Annotated in this window: 18 protein-coding genes; 5 read left to right on the top strand and 13 right to left on the bottom strand. The window is 58.2% G+C overall.

The genetic code is table 11. The annotated features are described in order from the left end of the window. Positions 1–89 precede the first annotated feature (89 nt). Genes RMS03_RS08140 through RMS03_RS08105 form a run of 8 tightly spaced genes read right to left on the bottom strand, consistent with a single transcriptional unit; the run spans position 90 to position 7,082 of the window. Positions 90–833 (bottom strand): SDR family NAD(P)-dependent oxidoreductase, encoded by a 744-nt coding sequence (locus RMS03_RS08140; protein ID WP_310626575.1) that lies wholly within the window; start codon positions 831–833, stop codon positions 90–92. Between the two features lie 2 nt (positions 834–835). Beyond that, on the bottom strand, positions 836–2,176 hold the full coding sequence (locus tag RMS03_RS08135) for an FAD-binding oxidoreductase (protein WP_310626574.1): 1,341 nt from the start codon (positions 2,174–2,176) through the stop codon (positions 836–838). Next, entirely contained in the window at positions 2,173–2,586 is a 414-nt protein-coding gene (locus RMS03_RS08130) for a GtrA family protein (protein ID WP_310626573.1), read from the bottom strand. Before RMS03_RS08130 ends, RMS03_RS08135 begins: the two co-directional genes overlap by 4 nt. Further along, positions 2,583–4,037 (bottom strand): UbiA family prenyltransferase, encoded by a 1,455-nt coding sequence (locus tag RMS03_RS08125; RefSeq protein WP_310626572.1) that lies wholly within the window; start codon positions 4,035–4,037, stop codon positions 2,583–2,585. The genes RMS03_RS08130 and RMS03_RS08125 overlap by 4 nt, the downstream gene beginning before the upstream one ends. Continuing rightward, a complete protein-coding gene (locus RMS03_RS08120) occupies positions 4,034–4,897 on the bottom strand; it encodes a fumarylacetoacetate hydrolase family protein (protein ID WP_310626571.1) in 864 nt (287 codons plus the stop codon). Before RMS03_RS08120 ends, RMS03_RS08125 begins: the two co-directional genes overlap by 4 nt. Positions 4,898–4,918: 21 nt before the next feature. Then, the gene (locus tag RMS03_RS08115; protein ID WP_310626570.1) at positions 4,919–5,278 is read right to left on the bottom strand and encodes a hypothetical protein; all 360 of its coding nucleotides are present in this window, start codon (positions 5,276–5,278) and stop codon (positions 4,919–4,921) included. Between the two features lie 27 nt (positions 5,279–5,305). Continuing rightward, positions 5,306–6,178 (bottom strand): acetylglutamate kinase, encoded by an 873-nt coding sequence (argB, locus tag RMS03_RS08110; protein WP_310626569.1) that lies wholly within the window; start codon positions 6,176–6,178, stop codon positions 5,306–5,308. A 37-nt stretch (positions 6,179–6,215) separates the two neighbouring features. Then, positions 6,216–7,082: a hypothetical protein gene (locus RMS03_RS08105; RefSeq protein ID WP_310626568.1), complete on the bottom strand. Its 867-nt coding sequence runs from the start codon at positions 7,080–7,082 to the stop codon at positions 6,216–6,218. A 139-nt stretch (positions 7,083–7,221) separates the two neighbouring features. Between RMS03_RS08105 and galE the strand changes: the two genes are divergently transcribed. From galE to RMS03_RS08080, 5 genes are read left to right on the top strand one after another with little or no spacing between them, the layout of a single operon-like run. Further along, the gene (galE, locus tag RMS03_RS08100; protein ID WP_310626567.1) at positions 7,222–8,244 is read left to right on the top strand and encodes a UDP-glucose 4-epimerase GalE; all 1,023 of its coding nucleotides are present in this window, start codon (positions 7,222–7,224) and stop codon (positions 8,242–8,244) included. Further along, positions 8,241–11,030, top strand: coding sequence for a sugar transferase (locus RMS03_RS08095; RefSeq protein ID WP_310626566.1), 2,790 nt, complete (start codon positions 8,241–8,243; stop codon positions 11,028–11,030). Before galE ends, RMS03_RS08095 begins: the two co-directional genes overlap by 4 nt. Positions 11,031–11,046: 16 nt before the next feature. Further along, on the top strand, positions 11,047–12,063 hold the full coding sequence (locus tag RMS03_RS08090) for a glycosyltransferase (protein WP_310626565.1): 1,017 nt from the start codon (positions 11,047–11,049) through the stop codon (positions 12,061–12,063). Continuing rightward, entirely contained in the window at positions 12,057–13,076 is a 1,020-nt protein-coding gene (locus RMS03_RS08085; protein ID WP_310626564.1) for a glycosyltransferase, read from the top strand. Before RMS03_RS08090 ends, RMS03_RS08085 begins: the two co-directional genes overlap by 7 nt. After that, positions 13,073–14,296 carry a hypothetical protein gene (locus RMS03_RS08080; RefSeq protein WP_310626563.1) on the top strand — a complete coding sequence of 408 codons (1,224 nt, stop codon included), beginning with the start codon at positions 13,073–13,075 and terminating at the stop codon, positions 14,294–14,296. Before RMS03_RS08085 ends, RMS03_RS08080 begins: the two co-directional genes overlap by 4 nt. Here the strand turns inward: RMS03_RS08080 and rfbC are convergent. The 5 genes from rfbC to RMS03_RS08055 are packed head-to-tail and all read right to left on the bottom strand — an operon-like array spanning position 14,293 to position 19,033. Beyond that, the gene (rfbC, locus tag RMS03_RS08075) at positions 14,293–14,853 is read right to left on the bottom strand and encodes a dTDP-4-dehydrorhamnose 3,5-epimerase (RefSeq protein ID WP_310626562.1); all 561 of its coding nucleotides are present in this window, start codon (positions 14,851–14,853) and stop codon (positions 14,293–14,295) included. The two genes, RMS03_RS08080 and rfbC, sit on opposite strands and share 4 nt — an antisense overlap. Before the next feature lie 4 nt (positions 14,854–14,857). Beyond that, positions 14,858–15,733 (bottom strand): glucose-1-phosphate thymidylyltransferase RfbA, encoded by an 876-nt coding sequence (rfbA, locus tag RMS03_RS08070; RefSeq protein WP_310626561.1) that lies wholly within the window; start codon positions 15,731–15,733, stop codon positions 14,858–14,860. Then, positions 15,730–16,662: a dTDP-4-dehydrorhamnose reductase gene (rfbD, locus tag RMS03_RS08065; RefSeq protein WP_310626589.1), complete on the bottom strand. Its 933-nt coding sequence runs from the start codon at positions 16,660–16,662 to the stop codon at positions 15,730–15,732. Before rfbD ends, rfbA begins: the two co-directional genes overlap by 4 nt. Further along, the gene (gene rfbB, locus RMS03_RS08060) at positions 16,652–17,713 is read right to left on the bottom strand and encodes a dTDP-glucose 4,6-dehydratase (RefSeq protein ID WP_310626560.1); all 1,062 of its coding nucleotides are present in this window, start codon (positions 17,711–17,713) and stop codon (positions 16,652–16,654) included. The genes rfbD and rfbB overlap by 11 nt, the downstream gene beginning before the upstream one ends. 15 nt (positions 17,714–17,728) lie before the next feature. Next, positions 17,729–19,033 (bottom strand): O-antigen ligase family protein, encoded by a 1,305-nt coding sequence (locus tag RMS03_RS08055; protein WP_310626559.1) that lies wholly within the window; start codon positions 19,031–19,033, stop codon positions 17,729–17,731. Positions 19,034–19,055 lie beyond the last annotated feature (22 nt).

Raw genomic sequence — 19,055 nt, 5'->3', positions numbered from 1 at the left:
CTGATAGGCATGAGGAAGCCGCCATACCCCATGTGCGCAACGCGCGCCCCCCGAAGAGCAGTCAACCTCAGACAAGCAAAAAACGACGACTAGATGTTCAACTTGTTAAACACAACCCGTGGCAAGTGCATCACCACCAGCATGATGATTTGCCAAATTCCCGGCGTGTAAACCACAGGCTTGCCTGCGGCAATGCCTTTCACAATGTCTTGCGCCACTTGCTCCACCGATGCCATTTTTTGGCCCTTGGCTTTGAGGTCGCTGGTCATGGGCGTGTCGGTGGGGCCGGGCTTGATGAGCACCACGTTCACGTTCGTGTGCGCCAAGCGATGCTGCATGCCCTGCGCATAACGCGACACCAAACCTTTGGCAGCGCCGTACACATAGTTCGTCTTGCGGCCACGGTCACCCGCGACCGAGCCAATGATGGCAATCGTGCCGTGGTTGGCGGCCACCATCGGGTTGGCAAAGGCTTCGGCAAACAGCACGGGCGACACGCCATTGACTTGCAAGGCCGCATCGCAGGCCAACACATCGTCTTGGCAGGTGGCTTGGTCGGACAGTACGCCGTGGGCGATCAGCACCACATCCACAGGGGCAATGGCAGTGATGGTGTGGACGGTGTGTTGGATGGCGGCGGCGTTGACAAAATCAGCCGTCATCACCTGCACCTTGGATTGCGGGCTGCGCACGCGCAAGTCGCCGGCCACGCGCTGGGTGCGTGCTGCGTCGCGGCCCACCAAGGTGAGATGCACGGGGGATGCTTGCACCCACAAACGGGCACAGTGCTCGGCCATGGCCGAGGTGGCGCCAATGATGACGATGTGTTGCATGCTTAAAACTCCATCAAACGGCGCGACATGGCAGAGCTGATGCCTGCATCACGGTGCGTCGCAAATTCAGACCAGCGTGGGTAACCCGCTTCAAACAAATCACGCGGCATGCGTGCGTCTTTGGCCATGTACAAACGGCCTTGGGCTTCGCGCACGATGGCGTCCAGGCGCGCAAACAATTGCAAGGTGCGCGGGCCTCGGTTGGGAAAGTCCAGCGCCAGCGTGACGCCAGGCTGTGGGAAGCTGAGCAGACCTTTGGCTTCGCGGTCACCAAAGGTTTTGAGAACCGCCAAGAAGGAGCCCTCGCCCGAAGCCGCAATGGCGTCGAGCATGGCTTGCACCGCGTCTTGTCCCACGGCGCGCGGCACCACGCTTTGATATTGATAAAAGCCATGCGGGCCGTACATGCGGTTCCAGCCTTGCAGGTTATCCAACGGGTAAAAGAAGGGCTCGTAGTGCACCACATCGACACCGCTTTTTAATTTTTGCAGGTGGTAGTACGCCACGTTGAAGGGCTTGAGCGACAAACCATTCACCAAGGACACAGGCGGCACAAACGGCATGCGCAAAGGCTGACCTTGGGTTTTGCGTTGCTGCATCGCCAATGCCGCTTGCAATGAGGGCATGGCTGCGGCTTGTTGCGCATGCATGTGATTGGCCCGCATGAAGATGCCGCGCACGCTTGGCCCCGACAAGCAATCGATCCACGAGACGGTGTGCTCCCAATCGTGCTCGGACGCATCGGCCAGCTCAAAGAACTCTGCCAAGCCTTGGTAGGGCAAAGTCTCGGTGCGCAGCCATGGGCTGCCCACGCGACGCAGTTGCAACTCGGCGGTGACGATGACGCCAGTCAAGCACAAACCACCCACGGTGGCCGCCATCAGCGCAGGCGTGTGCGCCCAATCGAGCGCCAACACCTCACCCGAGGTGCGGGCTAAGGACAGCCCCACCACATGGTCGCCAAACGAGCCGACAGCATGGTGGTTTTTGCCATGCACATCGTTGGCAATGGCCCCACCCACGGTGATGAGCTGCGTGCCGGGTGTGACGGCCAGCATCCACCCACGCGGCACAAACAAGCGTTGAATGTCGCGCAGCAACACGCCTGCCTCACACACCAAGCGACCCGTGGTCGCGTCAAAGGCGATGAGTTTGTTCAGCCCCGAGGTGTGCCACAACACCCCATGGGGGTTCAGGCACACATCGCCATAACTGCGGCCATTGCCAAAGGCCAAGCCGGGTTGATGCGTGTGCATGACAGGCGCGACAGCGGTGCGGTCCGTCAACACCTGCACATCGTGCAAGTCATTCGACAAACGGCCCCACGCCGTGACGGGCTTCACACCCACTCCTGTTTGAACACAAAGCGTTTGTCGAGGTGGTATTTGATATATGAGCCCACGGTGAGGCCCAGCGCACCACCCAAATAGCGCATGCCATCGGTGCCAAAGAGGCGATGAAAGGCAAACTCAATGCCCCAAAAAATGGCCGTGGTGAACACCCCCATGAAACCGTACAGGATGAACAAGCGGGCGTCATGGCCGAGGTTGTCGGCCTTGAAAGCGAAGACGTGCTTTTTTTCCAGCACGTACTTGATCGGAAAGCCCATGGCCGTGCCGGCCAACACCGACAAGGCCACCGCATAGGCCCCGCTGTAGACCCACATCGACACCGCTTGTGTACCAATGTTGGCCGCGGTGGCCAGAGCCGACACCAAGGCATAAACCAAGGCGATGCGTGCCGCTGACTTCATGACAGCACGCGCGCCAAAGCCAGCACCGCTCCCATGAAGACACCCACGCCCCAACTCACTTTGTCTTTGAGGGCAAACACAATCGGGTCGTCATGCATGCGGCCACGGTGGGCGATGAGCCACGCACGTGAAATCCAAAACAACATCACAGGACAGGCCAGCCAAATGAGTTGTGGGGTGGCATACAAATGCGCGGCTTGTCCATCTTGGATGTAGAGCGCTAGGACCAACACCGCGATGAAGCCTGCACTGCCGCCCAAGCTAGACACCAGCTCCAAATCTTCTGGCGCATAGCCACGCCCACGTAACGCACCAGACTTGCCCGCCTCACGCGCCACCTTCAATTCGCTGTAGCGTTTGATGAGGGCGAGGCTCAAGAAGATGAACATCGAAAACAGCAGCAACCAAAACGACACGGCCACATCAATCGCGGCGGCCCCCGCAATGATGCGCAGGGTGTAGAGCGCGGCCAAGGTCAGCACATCCACCACCGCCAGTTGCTTGAGGTACAACGAATACGCCACCGTCAGCACAAAGTAAACGCCCAAACTGACCGAGAACAACACGGGCATATAGAGCGCCGACAACACCACCGCCACCAGCAGCAACACGGGCCAAGTCACCCACCCCGCCACAAGGCTCAAGGCACCTGAGGCAAACGGACGATGGCGCTTGCGCACATGGTGGCGGTCGTCTTGCACATCCACCAAGTCGTTGAGCAAATACACACTCGAAGCGGTCAGGCTGAACACCCAGAAGGCCATTAGGGCAAATCCATCGCGGGACACATCGGCGTATTGATGGGCGGCCATGAGCGGCACAAAGACCAACAGATTTTTCATCCACTGGTGCAAGCGCATGGCTTTGAGCATGGCCAGCCATGATGCGGGCATGCCACTGTCAAACACATGGTCGACATGGCCCTGCGTCTGCGCCCGGGCCAGTAGTGCCGCAGGCGCATCCACCACGTGGGCGGTGTGCGCTTGGGCCCACACGTTCAAATCGGGCCAGTCGTTGCCCACGTAGTCGTAGCCATCTTCGCCAAAACGCGCGACCAAGGCCTGCGCTTTGGCGGTTGATTTCAGGTTGATGTCACCCTCGGTCGCCAACACCTCGTCAAACAGGTGCAGATGCTGGGCCACCTGCTCCGCCAAATCTCGGTGACTGGCGGTGGCCAAGACCAAGTGGCGGCCACTTTGCTTTTCGGTGCGCAACCAGTCCAGCACCTCAAGGTTGTAAGGCAAGGCCGAGGCATCCAATTTCACACGCTGCGCCAACTCGGTTTTCAGCGCAGCTTTGCCACGCAGCAACCACAGCAAGGGCTTGAAGCACTGGAAAGGGTGTTGAATCAAAAACTGACTGACACTCTCCACCAACAAATCAGTGCGAATGAGTGTGCCATCTAGGTCTACCACCAGCGGTCGCGTCAACGCATGCACAGATGCGGTCATGCTTTGAAAGCCACCACTTTCTGATGTTGCTGACCCAAGCCTTCAATGCCCAGCGTCATCACATCGCCGCGCTTCAAATACACGGGCGCAGATTTGCCGTTTTGCTTCACACCCATGCCCACGCCGGGTGGGGTGCCTGTGCAAATCACATCGCCAGGCTTCAAGGTCATGAACTGACTGAGGTAGCTCACGATTTTGGCGACGCCAAAAATCATGGTTTTGGTGCTGCCGTTTTGCATGCGCACACCATTGAGGTCCAACCACATGCTGAGTTTTTGCGGATTGGGCACTTCATCGCGGGTGACCAACCAAGGGCCAATCGGGCCAAAGGTGTCGCACCCCTTGCCCTTGTCCCAAGTGCCGCCACGCTCTAACTGATATTCGCGCTCGCTCACGTCGTTGATCAGGCAGTAGCCCGCCACATGGTCGAGTGCCGCCTTTTGCGACACATAGCGTGCCTCTGTGCCAATGACGATGCCTAGTTCCACCTCCCAATCGGTTTTGACCGAGCCTTTGGGCAGCATCACATCGTCGTTCGGCCCTTGAATACAACTGATGGCCTTGGTGAACACGATGGGCTCTTGAGGGATGGGCATGCCCGCCTCAGCCGCATGGTCGGCGTAGTTCAAGCCAATCGCCAAAAACTTACCCACGTTCGCCACAGGACAACCCATGCGGGGCTTGCCTTTGACCAAGGGCAGTTTGTCGGGGTTGAGCTTGGCCAGTTTGGCCAAGGCTTTGTCGTTGAGTTGCTCAGGTCCCACGTCGGTGATGACATGGCTCAAGTCGCGCAGCTTGCCTGCGGCGTCAATAAGGCCTGGTTTTTCTTTGCCGGGGTTGCCGTAGCGCACGAATTTCATAAAACGCCTTTCAAAAATAAATCAACGACACATCAATGCCAATGAGGCATCCAGATGGTCCAACGGTGAGCGTTTAAAGCCAGAGCGCGTGAATCGCTGCAATTGCCCTAAGGTAAATGCCACCAACACAGTCGCGCGTACGTGCGCATCTGCGGTGGGTGTGGATGACTTGTTGGCGTCTGCTGCAACGCGCAGCACTTGACGCAGCGCCAATGTCAACAGCGCGGTGGTGCTGCGCTCGGTGCCCGGCTGCTCCAACATACCAGCCAGCGTTTGCAAAATTTGCTCACGCCGTTGCCCCGGCTTCATACGCAGACGTGACTTGCGTTGCTCCAACTCAGGAGCGGCATCATCGGGCAAGGCAGCGGCGTTGGCAGACATGGGTTGTGAAAGCGTGAAGCCTGCGAATCAGTGCGACCGAATCATGGTGCCGAAGGCTTGCTCGGTCAAGACTTCCAGCAGCATGGCGTGCGGCACACGCCCATCAATGATGTGGACGGCGTTGACACCACTCTTGGCAGCATCCAAGGCGCCCGCAATCTTAGGAATCATGCCGCCGCTGATGGTGCCGTGGGCGATCAACTCATCAATGCGACGCGGTGTTAACTCGGTCAGCAACTCGCCTTGTTGGTCGAGCACGCCACGGATGTTGGTGAGCATCAAGAGCTTTTCTGCACGCAACACGGTGGCCAGTTTGGCCGCCACGACGTCGGCGTTGATGTTGTAGCTCTCGTTGTTTTCGCCAAACCCAATCGGACTGACCACAGGGATGAACGCATCGTCTTGCAAGGCTTTGACCACGCTGGGGTCAATGCTGACGATGTCGCCCACTTGGCCCACGTCGTATGCTTTGCTGGGGTCTTTGCTGTCGTGCACGGTGAGTTTTTTAGCACGAATCATGGCGCCATCGCGCCCCGTCAAGCCCACGGCTTTGCCGCCGGCTTGATTGATGAGGCCCACGATGTCTTGCTGCACTTCGCCGCCCAACACCCACTCCACCACTTCCATGGTTTCCGCATCGGTGACACGCATGCCTTCGATGAATTCGCCCTTTTTGCCCAAGCGTTGCAGCAAACCTTCAATTTGCGGGCCACCGCCGTGAACCACCACAGGGTTCATGCCCACCAACTTAAGTAACACCACATCTTCGGCAAAGGCTTGTTGCAGTGCGGGGTCGGTCATGGCGTTGCCGCCGTATTTGATGACCAAGGTTTTGCCGTGGAACTTACGGATGTAAGGCAGGGCTTGGGCCAAGATGTCGGCGGCAGAAAAATCGCTCATGGGCGTGTCACTCCGTGATGTGCTTCGTTGGCGTTCTTTATTCAGCGTGATCAACCGCAGGCGCAAGGGCTGAATCTGTTGCGGCCTGTGGACCCAACACCAAATCACGCACCATTTCGCGCAACAGTTTTTTCTCCTGGAAACTCAGTGCGCGTTCCAACACGCGACGCACGCCCAACAACAGCTGACGGTCCGCCTCTTGTGGAATGCCGCGTGTGTTTTGCAACTCTTCGCGCAGCTCTTCACGCAGGTCTTCGGGTTCGTCAGCCCACCACGCGTTGATAACGGTGTTGAGCTGTTCGCGCAATTGCTCAGGGTCAACTTGTGGTGCTGCATGCATGGAGCTGGCGTGGCGTGAGCCGCCTTCGCGTAAAGCTTGTGCACCCAACACCACCCGTTGGTCGGCTTGTGACAACAAGCGCGCCCAACCCGGGTCTTCGCGGTTGAGCTGCGTCATGTTGCGCGAGGCTTCGTCGGCCAACAAATGCACGGACACCCCATGCAGCTGGGCTTCATCAATCAGGCTGATGAGGCGCTCGTCATCACTGCCCACCAACAGGTGGGCACACGCGCCGCGTTCGGCCAAACGTTTGAGGTCCGCGCCCAAAGTGCGCAACATGGACAAACCGCCATCTTGGCTGTGAGGCAGAACTGCACGGCTGATTTGTCCGCCAATCGATTGATCGTCCGGCGTGTCGCTGTACCAGTAAATGCGGCGCAAATTCAGCTCTAAGCCGTTGTGGGCCAAAGCATTGCTCAGCAAATGATGCAACTGCGGACGCACATGGTCTTGTGCGGTATCGGTTTGACCCTGCAACCATGCCAAAAAGCGGGCGTCAATCAGGGCAAGACAAGACTCAGCGCCTGCATGCGCTGGGGTGTGAGGAGTGTTTGTGCGTTTCATGGAAGTACTAAAAAGGTAAAAAAGATAGAAACCGCTGGCAAACGCACTAACAGTGTGTGCTTGCCAGCAGTGTTGATTTTAGGCCTGAGAGCGGCATCTTGGCGGGGGATAATCCACGAACTTCATAATTTTTCATCGCATGACCCTTCCGATATTGATCACAGGCGGGACGGGCTTTATTGGCTCGCACACCGCTGTCGCCTTGGCTGAGGCAGGGCAACCTGTGGTGATTTTGGACAACCTCTGCAACTCCAGCCCCAAAGTCTTGGAACGCTTGGCCAAGCTAGGTGCCAGCCCTGTGACGTTCGTACAAGCCGACATCCGCGATTCAGCAGCACTGGACGCCTTATTTGCCCGTTACACGTTTGCAGGTGTGATCCATTTTGCAGGCCTCAAGGCTGTAGGCGAATCGGTAGCCCAGCCACTGCGCTATTTAGACAACAACGTCAGCGGCACCATCAACCTGTTGCAAGCCATGGACCGCGCCAATGTGCGCCGCATCGTGTTTAGCTCGTCCGCCACCGTGTATGGCGACCCCGTGCACGTGCCCATCCCCGAAACCGCAACGCTCAACGCAACCAACCCCTATGGCCGCACCAAGCTGATGTGCGAAGACGCGCTGCGTGCGTTGCACACAGCTGACCCACGCTGGGGCATAGCCGTCTTGCGTTACTTCAACCCCGTGGGCGCACATGAAAGTGGCTTATTGGGCGAAGCGCCCAATGGCGTACCGAACAACCTCATGCCCTACATCACGCAAGTGGCCTTGGGCCAGCGCGAGTACTTGCAGATTTTTGGTGCTGACTACGACACCCCTGACGGCACGGGCGTGCGTGACTACCTGCATGTGCGCGATTTGGCCACTGGCCATTTGGCGGCCTTGCGTGCGCTGGATGAACCCAAGCTCTTGACCATCAACCTCGGCACAGGCCGTGGCGTGAGTGTGAAAGAAATGGTGGACACTTTTGCCCGCGTCAACGGTGTGCCCATCCCCTACAAGCTAGGGCCACGCCGCCCGGGCGATGTGGCCGCATGTTTTGCACACACACAGCAGGCCAAAACGCTATTGGATTGGGAACCCCGATTCGACCTGGCACGCATGTGCGCCGACGCATGGCGCTGGCAGTCCATGAACCAACAAGGCTTTGATACCCCGTTATGAAAAACCAAGACGACGACGGGACCCTTCCCTTGTTTCACGAAGCCCCTCACACTGAAGCGCCCAGCCAGAAGGCCTCGCCAGCACAAAAACAAGATGACACGGTCGATGAAAGCCAAGACCTCTCTGGCTTTCATGCGCCCCGTGCGCAGGGTGGCCCCGTCTGGCGTTTTTCTGAACTCTTGCCCACACAAGTGCGACCCCGTCGCAACAGCCCTCGGGCCAAACGCTCTGTACCCTCAGCGCCAGCCACCCAGCAGGCAACAATGCTCAGCCCTCAACCCGCCGCACCTCAGGAGACGATTGCGCATGTGATGCTGGTCATCACCAAGGGCGAAGCGGGTGGCGCACAGTCACATGTGCTGGCCTTGTGCCGAGCTTTGCAAACACGCGTCACCTTCACGGTGGTGATTGGTGGCCCTGTCGCGGCCTCGGTGTTGGGTCGTGAACTCACGGCCTTGGGCATATCTGTGTGCCCCATACCCGACATGGTGGAGTCGCTCAACCCACTCAAGCTCTGGCCTGCGGTACAGCAACTCACCCAATTGATTGGCACACACAGGCCCGACATCGTGCATGCCCACAGTGCGATTGCAGGCGTGGTCGCACGTGTGGCCGCCCACCGCGCCCGTGTGCCTGTGGTTTACACCGTACACGGCTTTGGGTTCAAGCGCGAGGTGGCGTTGCGGCGCCGCTGCATCGCCGCCGCCGCCGAATGGTGGTTGGCGCATTGGACGGATCAGATGATTTGCGTGTCCGCGCATGAACGGACACTGGCTTATGACTTGCCCCTTCTGCCCGAGCGTGTACACACCATCGCCAACGGCTTGCCGCGCTGGACTGGGCTCCAAGCCTCGACCAAGACACAGAGCGACGCAGAGGCCACCACCACCCACAGCTCAGCCATGCCACGCCTCATCATGGTGGCGCGGATGAAGCAGCCCAAGCGCCACGACCTGCTGCTGCATGCCTTGGCCGATGTGCGCCAGTCCTTGGGGCTTGAGTTGAGCGTCACCCTCGCAGGCGATGGGCCTTTGCATGCGCAGCATTTGGCCCTGGCCGAGGCGCTCAATCTCAAAGGCATCACCTGGGCTGGTGACGTGGCCGATGTGCCCGCACTCTTGGCGCAGCATGACCTCTTTGTGCTGCTGTCTGACCACGAAGGCATGCCCATCACCGTGCTCGAAGCCATGCGCGCGGGCCTGTGTGTGCTGGCCAGCGACTTGCCTGGCATCCGCGAGCAAATCACCTCTCAGCAAGAGGGGGTGCTGACCGCCAACACCACCGCCGATGTGGCTGCGCACCTGCTGCGCTTGGTACGCGAACCCCATCTGCGCCACCGCTTAGGCCGCGCCGCACAGCAACGCTTTGAAAGCGACTTCTCTGCCGACCAGATGGCCAATGAGGTGATGCAGGTCTACCGCCAATGCCAAGCACCAGGCACCACCACCACCACCACCACCACCACCACCAACACAAGCACAAGCAACGACAGAGCCCACACCCACAGTGCAGGTTTGGTGTCCGCCTCGGTACGCCGACGTGATGCCCTTCAACGTTGGGCTTTGTGGGGCGTGTGGCTGCTCGTGCCCAGCTTGATAGCAGCACAACGGCTAGAAGACGCAGGACTCATGACTTACCAGTTTGGAGAAACCCTCTGGTGGTGTGTCCTGCCTTATGCCGTGGCCACGCATTTGCTCATGCGCGCCTCACATCTGCCCGTGGCCGAGCGCAGCGGCGTGTTGTGGGTCTCGACCACGGCACCCTTTGTGTTCACGCCACTGGGCTTTGCCTTGTTGCAGCAACCGTATTCACGCGCTGCTGTGCTGTGGGCCTATGCCGCCACCACTGGGTGGCTGTGGTGGGGCTACCGCCGTCATGTCAAACACCGGGCCTTGCGTTTGGTCTACATCGATGCCAATGTGCCCGCCCAACTGGCTGCGTGCCTGAGCCCCAAGGCCTTAGATCCACAAGCCGTAGAACTCATGGCGTGGAACGCCCACAACGACACGCCCTTGCCCGCCTGCGATGGCGTGGTGTTAGATCGCCATGTGCCCATCACCGACACACGCACACGCTTGTTGGGTGAGCTGAAGATGCAGCACCTGCGCCTGTACAGCGTGGAAGCCGTGGCCGAACTCACCAGTGGCCGCAAGATGCTGCCCACTGCCGCTGACACGCTCTGGGAAATCGACAACGACCCCAGCTATGACCGAGCCAAACGCTTGTTGGATGTGCTCACCGTCATCGTGCTCACGCCCGTGTGGGTGCCCCTCGCTGCCTGCGTGGCGCTGGCGGTGCGGTTTGACTCCAAAGGCCCCGCCCTTTACTCGCAAGCTCGCGTGGGCCGCGACGGCCAATTGTTCACGCTGTGGAAATTCCGCAGCATGGTGCATGGCTTGCAAGCTCCCGGCGTGCACTTTGCACAGGCCGAAGACCCACGCATCACCCGTGTGGGCCGTGTATTGCGACGCACGCGTCTGGACGAATTGCCTCAACTCTTCAACGTGCTCATGGGCCACATGAGCCTGATTGGCCCGCGCCCCGAGCAAACCGCCTTTGTGCGCGACTTTGCCACCACCATCCCCTGCTACCCCTACCGTCACTTGGTGCGTCCGGGCCTCACAGGCTGGGCCCAAGTGCAGCAAGGCTATGCGGATAGCGCCGATGCCACGCGCATCAAACTCAGCTACGACTTGTATTACGTGGCGCACTACTCGCTCGCACTCGACTTGCTGATTGCCGCCAAAACCGTCAAGACCGTATGCACCGGTTTCGGCGCACGTTGAACCGCGCCCCGCAACCATGAGCACACGCCGCATCCTGTTGCTGGAAGACCCCCACCAGTGGGGCGGCGTGTACACCATGACGCGCACCCTGGTGCAGGCCTTGAGCGCACAAGGCTGGCAAGTGACCCCCCTGTCTTGGCAACAAACACCATGGGCCCAATTGGTTGATGCAGCCAAGCGTCACGATGTGATTGTGGCAAGCCACAACTTTGGCCCCACCTATTGCGGGGCCGCACTCAAAGCCATCACTGGCAAGCCACTGGTGAGCTGGGTGCATGGCCCGCTGCTGGATGTGCTGCACGAAGTGGGCACATCGCTGCTGAAAAAAATGTGGCTCAAGCTGCTCTACCAACAAGTCAGCCAGTTCGTGTGCGTTTCGCGCACGACACAAGACTCGCTGTTGGGCTTTATCACGCTGGGGAAACAACAATGCTGCACGGTGGTGCCCAACGGCATTGCGCCCATGCCTGAGGGCCAAACCATCCATGTGCATGCGGGCCACGGCGGTGAGGGCACACCGCCTTTGCTGCTGGGCTATGTGGGCCGCTTGTCTGCTGAAAAACGCCCCCACCTGTTGCTAGACACCTTGCGCTTTTTGCCCGCTGAAGCACAACTGGGCATCGTGGGCGACGGCCCCATACACAGAAAAATGGTGCATGACGGCCTAGATTTGATGCACCAAGGCCGTGTTCACTTCTTAGGCAAACACCCCAGCGGTGCCAGCCTCTACAAGCCTTGGCAGATGACATTGCTCACCTCACGCTATGAAGGCTGCCCACTGACCGCTCTCGAGTCCCTTGCCTGCGGTGTGCCCTGTGTGTCACTGCCCATCCCTGCCATGCGTGAGTTGTATGACTTGGATGCCCCCTATTTACTAGCCCGAGGCGATGCCCCCGTGGCGTTGGCCGAGGCCGTGATGACGGTGCTGAACCTGCCCGAACAACAAGTACGTGACGACATGGCCCGCATCGTGGCGCGCCACTCGGTCGAGGGCTTTGTGCGCGAATGGCAAGAGGTGTTGCACACATGCTGACCCCCACGCCGCAAAAAGCCACCGTGTGCGTCCACTTTGTGCGCAATGGCCCCGCCTATTTGCCAGAGCTGGATGCGTACGTGGCGTTCATCACGTCGCACGGGCATCAAGCCTTGGTCCACGAGGACAGCACCTCGGTGCCCAGCAACGCCCAAGTGGTGTGGTGGATGTGCGGACGTGTGTCCAGCACACAAGCGCGTCGTTTGAAAAACGCGTTTCACATCCACGAATACGCCTCGGCCTCCGTGCCGCCCCATGCGCGGCTCAAAGACTGGGTGAAACACTGGACCCAACCTAAGCCCGATTACCGAATTTTTCAAAATGGCTGGGTGCGCGATCGCATGGGGTTCAACGACGGTGTGCCGCATACCCTGCGCGACATGGGTGTGGCGCAAGCCTTCTTCGATGCCGCAGCACCCGCACTACCCGTTGCCTCTTACGAAGACGATGCGCCAGCACGCATCCCACCCAACACGTTTGACTTGGTTTACTTGGGCGAGATGACGCGCTTGCTGCCTTTCTTGCCGCTGCTGCAAGCCATCCGTGCGGCAGGCCGCAGCTTGCTGCTGATCGGCGAGGTGCCGGATGCGCTGCGCGAGCAACTGCCGGCATCGGTCACCTGCACAGGTCGCGTGCCCCATGCCGATGTGCCGATGCAATTGCGCCGCGCGCGCTTCGGGCTGAACTTGGTCAGCAACATCGCGCCCTACAACCAGCAAACCTCCACCAAGCTGCTGGAGTACTGCGCGGTGGGCCTGCCCGTGGTGAGCAACGACTATGCATGGGTGCGCTACTTTGCTGCGCATTACCAAGGCAACTTGCATCTGTTGCGCGATGCCCCCAGCACATGGCCGCATAGCTTGGGGCAAGCCTTGGACGCCTACCCCTACCTGGTGCCCGATGTACGCGCGTTGGTGTGGCCACAACTCTTACGTGCCCTGCCACTTTGGAAGCATTTGCACATCGTGCCTGAGGTGTATGCCCAAGCCCCAACGCTAGGTGGTGTGCGGTGAGCTGGCTCAAACGCCTGCGTATCAACAGCACCAGTCGCACGGTGGCGCTGGCAAGCCTAGGTGCATTTGCCACGCAGGTGGTGTTTGCGCTGCTGATGCTGCGCTTGTTCACGCCGCATGAAGTGGGCGAGTTCTCGGTTATCAGCCAGATCGGGTTTTTCTGGATGACCTTGGCGCTGGCACAAGCGCCTTTGGGATTGCTGGCGAATCAGCACTTGCCCGCCCACCTCGCCGCACACCAAGCCTGGCGTGCCAGCACATGGCGTGGCCTAGCGTTGCTGCCCCTTGCCGCCATCGCTGTATGGCTAAGCCAACTGGCCATGTGGCCCGTCTTGTTGTGGACTTTGCTGTTGGCGTTTTGTCAAATGGCTTGGATGTTGGCGCAAAGCCTCACGCTGCGCGTGGGCAGTCACTGGCAACAAGCCGCGGTGCGTGTGCTGCCCCCGGTCACCGCCGCAACGATGGCACTCACCACCGCCCTCTTCGGAGCGTCAGTAGGCTGGACGGGGCCGACCTTGGTGTTGTCGGCGCTGCTGGGCTATGCCGTGGGCGCGGCGTGGTTGGTGCCTGTGCTTCGAGCTGGCACTAGATCTCACACACCTGCAAACACTGTGAATGCACAGTCGGACCCGCGCAGTGCCACACTTCGCATGGCGCACACCTTGGTCGATGCCCTGCTGGCCACCGCCATCATCGTGGTGTGGCAACGTTGGTATGGCGCGGAGGAGACGGGGTGGATGAGCGCCCTGCTGCGCGTGCTGGGCTTCTTGCCTGCGCTGGTACACATGGCGTGGGCACAAGTAGCTTTGGCACACAACCACCACGCCACCGCACATCGCTCGGCCTTGACCCAGCCTTGGTGGCTGGGGCTAACTGCGTTTGCCTGTGTCCTTGTACTGGGGCTTTTATGCGCCTTGGCGCTGAACCAAGAGTGGCTAGACCCACGTTGGCGCGGCGTGTGGCCTTACATCGCGCCACTGGTGCTGTGGCAAGGCTGTGCATGCTTGTCGGCGGCGTTTAGCCACAGACCTTTTCAAGCATCTTCAGCACGCACGTATTCGTGGGCGTGCATGGCACTGGGTGTGTTGCAAGCTGGGGTGTTATTGGCGCCGATGGGTTTGGCGCAGCCCATCGAAGCGGTACAGCACATGGCTGCGTTTGCGTTGGTCAGCAGCTTAGGTCTGCTGGGGTTGACGGGGTGGATGGCACGATTGCGTTAACCGCCAAAACCAGATTGCGCAAAAGTCAAAGCCGCCAAATCTTTGGCGGCAAGCAAAGGCTCAGCGCGGAGCGCATGCAGCGGCCATTCAATGCCCAACGTAGGATCGTTCCACAACAAGCTGCGCTCAAACTCGGGGTGGTAGTAATCGGTGGTTTTGTACAAGAACTCTGCGCTCTCACTGGTGACCAAAAAACCATGAGCCAAACCTTCGGGCACCCACAGTTGTTTTTTATTTTCTGCCGACAGCTCTAAACCAAACCATTTGCCAAAACTTGGGCTCGTCGGACGAATGTCTACCGCCACATCAAACACGCTACCTTGTGCCACACGCACCAACTTACCTTGTGCATGCTGCACTTGGTAGTGCAAGCCGCGCAGCACGCCTTGGCTGGATTTGCTGTGGTTGTCCTGCACAAACGTGCGTTGCAAGCCGGTGGTTTGCTCAAAATCACGGGCGTTGAAGCTTTCAAAAAAGAACCCTCGCGCATCGCCAAACATTTTGGGTTCTAGCACCAAGACGCCATCGATGGGCGTAGCCGTCACTTGGTAAGGCATGGTTTTATTTCAACAAGTTCAACAGGTATTGACCGTAGCCATTTTTAGCCAATGGGGCTGCGAGTTTTTGCAAAGCTGCTGCGTCAATCCACTTCAAACCAAACGCAATTTCTTCGGGGCAAGCCACCATCAAGCCTTGTCGCTTTTGCAAAGTGCCGATGAAGCTGGCGGCCTCAAGCAAGCTGTCGTGCGTGCCTGTGTCTAGCCACGCATACCCACGCCCCATGATTTCTACATTCAATTGGCCCAACTCCAGGTAGCGTTTGTTGACATCCGTAATTTCCAACTCGCCACGCTGCGAGGGCTTGACGGCGGCGGCAATGTCACACACCTGCTGGTCGTAAAAATACAAGCCTGTGACGGCATAGTTGCTTTTGGGTTGGGCGGGCTTTTCTTCAATGCTGAGCGCATGGAACTGGGCATCAAACTCCACCACGCCATAGCGTTCAGGGTCATGCACATGGTAGGCAAACACACTGGCACCACTGGTGCGTACATCTGCGTTGTGAAGCTGCTTGACCAAGTTGTGACCGTAAAAAATGTTGTCACCCAGCACCAAGGCGCTGGGATGGTCAGCCACAAAGTTTTTGCCAATGATGAAGGCTTGCGCCAAGCCGTCTGGGCTGGGTTGCACCGCATATTCAATGTGCATGCCCCACTGGCTGCCGTCACCCAACAGCTCTGTGAAGCGCGGGGTGTCTTGCGGCGTTGAAATGATCAGCACCTCGCGAATGCCACTGAGCATGAGCGTGGTGAGTGGGTAGTAGATCATCGGCTTGTCGTACACGGGCACGAGTTGTTTGCTCACCGCTTGTGTGACAGGGTACAAGCGTGTGCCAGAGCCGCCTGCGAGGATGATGCCTTTGCGTGGTTGGGTCATAGGGGTTTCTTTTTCAACAGTTCATCAAGTATGGCATCCACACCCTGCGACCAAACGGGTAGTGTGAGGCCAAATGTGTTTTGGAGTTTGCTTGTATCTAAGCGTGAGTTCATGGGGCGCTGGGCAGGCAAGGGGTACTCTGCGGTGGTGATCGGCATGACCGCAGATGGTGACGCTTTTAAAACGGCACCACGGGCAACCGCTTGGGCAATGATGTGTTGCGCATAACCATGCCATGAGGTTTCACCACTTGGCGCGACGTGATACACACCCCAACGCGGATCAGCAGCCTGCGCATCTTGCATGGCGTGTATCAGTTGCACCGTGACATGAGCCAACAAAGCGGTCGAAGTGGGCGCGCCGATTTGGTCGGCCACCACGCGCAAGCTCTCGCGCTCGGCCGCTAAGCGCAACATGGTTTTTAAAAAATTATTGCCGTGCGCCCCGACCACCCAACTGGTGCGCAGCGTCAAATGCCGAGGACAGGCTTGCGCAATGGCTTGCTCGCCCGCCAGCTTGCTTGCACCGTAAACAGACAAAGGGTTGGTCGCATCGTCTTCGTGCCACGAGCGCTGACCACCGCCGTCAAACACATAGTCGGTCGAGTAATGCACCAACATCGCCCCCCATGCATGGGCTAACTGCGCCAAAACAGCGGGAGATTGGGCATTGACTGCGTGTGCAACTTGCGGCTCGGACTCTGCTTTGTCAACTGCGGTGTAAGCCGCAGCATTCACCACCACGGTGGGTTGCCAATGGCGTGCAAGCGCTGCCAAGTCAGCACGCAAGGCAGTGGGGTTGCTCAGGTCAAGTTCAGCGCGCGTGAAAGCTTTGACCTCACCCAACGGTTGCAGTGCGGTGTTCAATTTATGACCTAACTGACCCTGCGCACCGAGCAACAAGATGCGATGAGCCACCTCAGGCACCATATTGTTGGCCCACCCACTGGCGGTAAGCGCCACTGGTCACGCCCTCTACCCAAGCTTGGTTGGCTAAATACCATTCCACGGTTTTTCGAATACCTGTCTCGAACGTTTCTTGCGGCGTCCAACCCAACTCACGTTCAATCTTGCGGGCATCGATGGCATAGCGACGGTCATGGCCAGGGCGGTCTTTGACGTGGGTGATTTGGTCTGCGTAGTGTTTGCCATCTGCACGAGGCTTTAACTCATCCAGCACCGCGCACAGGGTGTGGACCACCTCTAAGTTGGGCCTCTCGTTCCAGCCGCCAATGTTGTAGGTCTCGCCGACTTGGCCGGCCTCCAACACGCGTGCAATGGCGCGGCAATGGTCTTGCACATACAGCCAATCACGCACTTGCTGACCATCGCCATAAATAGGCAGGGGCTTGCCAGCGAGGGCGTTGAGCAGCACCAAGGGGATGAGCTTTTCAGGGAAGTGATACGGCCCGTAGTTGTTGCTGCAATTGGTGGTCAGCACGGGCAAGCCATAGGTGTGGTGCCATGCACGCACCAAGTGGTCACTCGCCGCTTTGCTGGCGGAATAGGGGCTGTTGGGCTCGTAGGCCTTGGTTTCAGCAAAAGGCGGGTCGGTCGGGGACAGGGTGCCATAGACCTCGTCGGTCGAGACATGCAAAAAGCGAAAAACTTGCCTGTCCGCTTGCGGCAGGTCTTGCCAATAGGCACGCACGCTTTCTAGCAAATTGAAGGTGCCCACCACGTTGGTTTGGATAAAGTCACCGGGGCCGTGGATGGATCGGTCCACATGGCTTTCTGCTGCGAAGTTGAGCACGGCGCGTGGTTTGTACTCGGCCAACAATTGCCCCACCAAAACACGGTCGCCTATATCGCCCTGCACGAACACATGGCGACGGTCGCCGTCCAATGGTTTGAGGTTTTCTAAATTGCCTGCGTACGTGAGCTTGTCCAAATTCACCACGAGCTCATCTGACGATGACAACCATGTATGGACAAAATTACTGCCGATGAAGCCGGCGCAGCCAGTGACGAGAATGGTCATTTGATTCGCTTTACTTTACGCAGATGCAGTTGTAGGTTGTGGTTCTTTGGTCGCACCTAATAAATCCAACGATTTAGGCGCCAAGAAAATCAGCAAGATCAACATCGTGAAGTGTCCCTCTTCCATGTCAACCATCATGGAGTTGGTGGTGATACTGAGCATGAACAAGAAGACAAACACCACCAAGCCGACGCGCTGCACCTCGTCTGTCTTACGCCATGCCACACGACAGGCTTGCGCAAATATGGCTAAGTAAAAAATCAATCCAACCACGCCTTTGGTGGCCAACATGAAGAGGTATTCGTTGTGGGGGTTGCTCCAGTTGTATTTACTCCAAGCGTATGAATCAGGTTCAAGGCCCAGCTTTGAGGCCGCTGCTTGGTATGCGTTTGGCAGGTCTATGCTGCCAATACCGATCCACCAATTGCTTTGCTTGATAACCTCAAGTACGGTACTGACATATTGCATGCGAATTCGTACAGCACCCACTGCGCTTACCCGCTCTTGGGGCGACATTGCAAGATACTCGTTCACTTCCATCAAAGCCAGTGCCATGCGTCTGTGGACAACACCAGAACTTGCAGCACCGATCACCACAACTAAAGCAGCCAACAAAAACCACCATTTGTACTGACTCACACTGAACCGCTTCGCATTCAGAACCGCCCAGAGACCGAAGCCTGCCAACAAAAGCACATAGCCCGTACGCCGCTCGCTTGCCAAAAACAAGGACAAAATCAACAACGCCATGGGAACCCAGACTCGCCATGACAGGTTAGGTCGCACCAGCCACATTTGCGCCAACACCAAAACCAACCCCACAAGTGCTTGGCCATACATGTGCGACATGTGCGACATATGCATGAACCCTTTTGTGAAATACGCACCTTGCGGTAAACGCCCCATCAAAGTCAACAAAAAGTTGATCGACGCCAGCACCAAGACCGCGACACACACAGCCCAAAAAGCAGCCCGTGCCAGATAAGGATTAGCGAAAATAGCCCACAGTACAACGACAAAACCGAGCGTTCGCATGTCATGCAACAAGGCTTTGAGTGAGGCCCCCATGCTGAAGCCTGCCATCAGATTAGTCAGCACATCCCACACGCAGAGCACAAGTATCAAACCTAAAAACACCTTTGTATCTGATGAAAGGGATTGGGTTTTTTTACCAAACTTGCGCCATGCAAATGGGGCGAGCAATACAAGGCCTAAAACTGCAATATTGCTCAAGGCCACAGAAGTGAATAAGGAACATCCGAACAGCCACACAACAGCAATTGCAGCCTTCTCATGCCAACGTGATTGATAAGCTGTCATGGTCGCTTTCAACATCGTTGTG

It is taken from the genome of Limnohabitans sp., assembly GCF_031538885.1.
Taxonomy (GTDB): Bacteria; Pseudomonadota; Gammaproteobacteria; order Burkholderiales; family Burkholderiaceae_C; genus Limnohabitans.
Note: the sequence above shows the minus strand (reverse complement) of the source record. Positions and strands in the feature narration are given on the sequence as shown.

Bases quoted from the DNA above. Each gene is read 5' to 3' on its own strand.
- RMS03_RS08140 (WP_310626575.1), bottom strand. From the start codon at position 833: ATGCAACACATCGTCATCATTGGCGCCACCTCGGCCATGGCCGAGCAC.
- rfbD (WP_310626589.1), bottom strand. From the start codon at position 16,662: ATGGTGCCTGAGGTGGCTCATCGCATCTTGTTGCTCGGTGCGCAGGGT.
- RMS03_RS08095 (WP_310626566.1), top strand. From the start codon at position 8,241: ATGAAAAACCAAGACGACGACGGGACCCTTCCCTTGTTTCACGAAGCC.
- RMS03_RS08105 (WP_310626568.1), bottom strand. From the start codon at position 7,082: ATGAAACGCACAAACACTCCTCACACCCCAGCGCATGCAGGCGCTGAG.
- galE (WP_310626567.1), top strand. From the start codon at position 7,222: ATGACCCTTCCGATATTGATCACAGGCGGGACGGGCTTTATTGGCTCG.
- RMS03_RS08130 (WP_310626573.1), bottom strand. From the start codon at position 2,586: ATGAAGTCAGCGGCACGCATCGCCTTGGTTTATGCCTTGGTGTCGGCT.
- rfbA (WP_310626561.1), bottom strand. From the start codon at position 15,733: ATGACCCAACCACGCAAAGGCATCATCCTCGCAGGCGGCTCTGGCACA.
- argB (WP_310626569.1), bottom strand. From the start codon at position 6,178: ATGAGCGATTTTTCTGCCGCCGACATCTTGGCCCAAGCCCTGCCTTAC.
- RMS03_RS08055 (WP_310626559.1), bottom strand. From the start codon at position 19,033: ATGACAGCTTATCAATCACGTTGGCATGAGAAGGCTGCAATTGCTGTT.
- RMS03_RS08120 (WP_310626571.1), bottom strand. From the start codon at position 4,897: ATGAAATTCGTGCGCTACGGCAACCCCGGCAAAGAAAAACCAGGCCTT.
- RMS03_RS08115 (WP_310626570.1), bottom strand. From the start codon at position 5,278: ATGTCTGCCAACGCCGCTGCCTTGCCCGATGATGCCGCTCCTGAGTTG.
- RMS03_RS08125 (WP_310626572.1), bottom strand. From the start codon at position 4,037: ATGACCGCATCTGTGCATGCGTTGACGCGACCGCTGGTGGTAGACCTA.
- RMS03_RS08090 (WP_310626565.1), top strand. From the start codon at position 11,047: ATGAGCACACGCCGCATCCTGTTGCTGGAAGACCCCCACCAGTGGGGC.
- rfbC (WP_310626562.1), bottom strand. From the start codon at position 14,853: ATGCCTTACCAAGTGACGGCTACGCCCATCGATGGCGTCTTGGTGCTA.
- rfbB (WP_310626560.1), bottom strand. From the start codon at position 17,713: ATGACCATTCTCGTCACTGGCTGCGCCGGCTTCATCGGCAGTAATTTT.
- RMS03_RS08085 (WP_310626564.1), top strand. From the start codon at position 12,057: ATGCTGACCCCCACGCCGCAAAAAGCCACCGTGTGCGTCCACTTTGTG.